Below are 2,745 nucleotides of genomic sequence, written 5' to 3' on the forward strand. Positions count from 1 at the left end.
TCTATATACTGCTCGTGCGTAGAATCGGACCTGATCTCCAGCATGTCGTAAAAGCCGGAGATCCCGCCACAATCCTCGGGTGGACACTCGCGCTCCCCGCCGATGAAGCGGGGATAGGCGAGAGCCGGATCTCCCTGCCGAACATCGCTCAAGGTGAGCGTGTGCTGCCAGTCGTCACCAAAGTCGTAGGAATATGCGATCGTGGTCGCGCCGGGAGCGAGTACGTCGCGCAGGCGGATGCGCGCGGCAATCTTGCGCGGAGCGGTTCCCCAGTCGTCTTCCATCGGCAGGCCATAAGTCTGGCCGTCAATGCGCATCTCCCAGAGATGGTAATCGAACCATCCCATCGCGCCCTGAACGATGTCGTGCAGGACCTTGAGAGTGACCGAGGTCGGCACTTCGACCAAGCGCCAGATTGGCGGATCGCTGTCCTCAAGCTCGATGCGCAGCGTTGCGATCTGCAGGAAACTGTCGATGGCTGTGGGCTTGTCTGTCGATCGGGTGGTCATGCCACCTGCGATAGCACTCCGGGCCGGACGTGCCAGTTCCAGGGAAGCAGTTCGTCGATCCGGTTGACGGGGTGGTCGGCGATGCGCGCGAGGACATCGGCCAGCCAGGTCTGCGGATCGACGTCGTTGAGCCGGGCGGTCTGGATCAGCGAGTAGAGCACGGCGGCGCGCTGTCCGCCGCGATCGGAGCCGCAGAACAGCCAGGCCTTGCGCCCGAGGGGCACGCAGCGCAGAGCGCGTTCGGCCGCGTTGTTGGTGAGGCAGATCCGGCCATCTTCCAGGAACCGGGTGAAGGCAGTCCAGCGCCGGAGCATGTAATTTATCGCCTTGGCCAGATCGTGGCTACGCGAGAGCTTCGCGAGCTGGGCGGTGAGCCAGGCGTGCAGATCCGTCATCAGCGGCGCGCTGAGGTCCTGCCGGACGGCAAGGCGCTCTTCGGGCGCCTTGCCGCTGATGCCACGCTCGATCTCGAACATAGCATCGAGGCGCTGCACGGCTTCCAGCGCGATCGGATAGATCATGCCAGCGCGCTCACCGCGGCTCTTTTTGCGTGCGGCGGCCTCGACGTCGGCCAGTTCGAAGAACTTGCGTCGCGCGTGCGCAAAGCAGCCCGCCTCGATCACGGGTGCGGGCTGACGGCCGGGAGCGTAGAGCTCGTTGTAGCCGCCATAGGCATCGGCCTGCAGAATCCCTGCCCAGGACGCCAGATGCGCCCGAGGATGCTCGCCGCGCCGGTCGCGGGAATAGTGGAACAGGGCTGCGGGTGGATCGCTGCCGGCAAAGGGCCGGTCATCAAGGACGTAGACCCACAGGCGCGCCGTATCGGTCTTGCCCTTGGCCAGGACCGGCACGGTCGTATCATCACCATGCAGCCGCCGGGCCGCAAGCACGTGCGCCTCGATCCGTCGATAGAGCGGCATCAGGGCGAAGGTCGCCGCGCCCACCTGGTCGGCCAGCGTCGAGGTGCTGAGCGCAACGCCTTCGCGCGCGAAACGCTCGGCCTGGCGGTTGAGGGGCTGGTGTTGGCCATACTTCTCGAACAGCAGCATGGCGAGGAAGCTGGGGCCGGCCCATCCGCGCGGCACGACATGGAACGGCGCCGGAGGCTGCGTGATCGTCTCGCAATCCCGGCACGAAAACTTCTCGCGCACCGTCTGGATCACCTTCCACTGGCGCGGGATCACTTCCAGCGTCTCGGTCACGTCCTCGCCCAGCTTCGACAGGCGCGCGCCGCCGCAGGACGGGCACGAACACGGTGCGGGAATGACGACGCGCTCGCGCGGGAGATGTTCGGGGAACGGCTTGCGGCTCGGCCGCTTGCGCGCGAAGGCGGCAACGTCGGCTGTCTTCGCCGCGGCGACTTCCGCGGCCAGATCATCCTCGCAGGCATCGGCCTCGAGGTCTTCCAGCTGAAGCTCAAGCTGATCGAGAAGCCGACGGCTGCGCTCGGCGCTGGCACCATATTGCTCGCGGCGCAGCTTGGCGATCTGCAGCTTGAGGTGGGCGATCATCGCCTCGGTCGCGCTCTCCCGCGCCCTGGCATTGGCGAGGCGCGCCTCGGCATCGTCGGCGCGTTCAAGCGCAGCGGACAGCAGCGCCTTGAGCGCTTCGACGTCCTCCGGGAGGGGCGATGCGGCCGTGTCCATGACGAGCATGCAATCACAGATCGGCGCAGCATTGAAGCCGAAAATGCGCTGGAAGGCGAAGAAAGTGGCTGGTCTATCCGACGCTCTGCGGGCGCCAGGAATATTGCGGGTTACGCCAGTCGATCCCCTCCAGCAGGCAGGACAATTGCGCGTTGGTCAGCGAGACGATCCCGTCCTTCGCCGAGGGCCACACGAAGCGTCCCTTCTCGAGCCGTTTGGAATAGAGGGACATGCCGATACCATCGTGCCAGATGATCTTGATCAGCGATCCCGTCCGTCCGCGAAACACGAACAGGTCGCCCCCGTGCGGGTCGCGCTTCAGGCCCTGCTGGACCTGCAAGGCCAGCCCTTCCATCCCCTTGCGCATGTCCGTGTGCCCCATGGCGATCCACACCCGCGCGCCCGCTGGGATCACCGCAGCGCCTTCAAGGTCGCGGTGACCAGTGCAGCGGGCGCCTCGGCCGAAATGCGAACGAGCCGGCCTTCACCCACCTCGACGGTGATCACGGCGCACCGTTCACAGCCGTCCGCCTTCTCTTCCTTGGCGAGGACCGCCTGGGCAAAGGTTGCCTCCACCATCGGGAGGGATG

At 65.9% G+C, this 2,745-nt stretch carries 3 protein-coding genes; all 3 read right to left on the reverse strand.

The annotated features are described in order from the left end of the window. The coding region (locus MBENS4_RS23585) for a plasmid pRiA4b ORF-3 family protein (RefSeq protein WP_039396825.1) at positions 1-509 on the reverse strand (509 nt) is incomplete at its 3' end. Further along, on the reverse strand, positions 506-2,155 hold the full coding sequence (gene tnpC, locus MBENS4_RS23590) for an IS66 family transposase (protein WP_039396829.1): 1,650 nt from the start codon (positions 2,153-2,155) through the stop codon (positions 506-508). The genes MBENS4_RS23585 and tnpC, both read right to left, overlap by 4 nt. A 73-nt stretch (positions 2,156-2,228) precedes the next feature. Continuing rightward, positions 2,229-2,570, reverse strand: a complete 342-nt coding sequence (tnpB, locus tag MBENS4_RS23595) for an IS66 family insertion sequence element accessory protein TnpB (RefSeq protein WP_255352698.1) — start codon at positions 2,568-2,570, stop codon at positions 2,229-2,231. Positions 2,571-2,745 lie beyond the last annotated feature (175 nt).

Source organism: Novosphingobium sp. MBES04 (genome assembly GCF_000813185.1).
Lineage (GTDB): Bacteria > Pseudomonadota > Alphaproteobacteria > Sphingomonadales > Sphingomonadaceae > Novosphingobium > Novosphingobium decolorationis.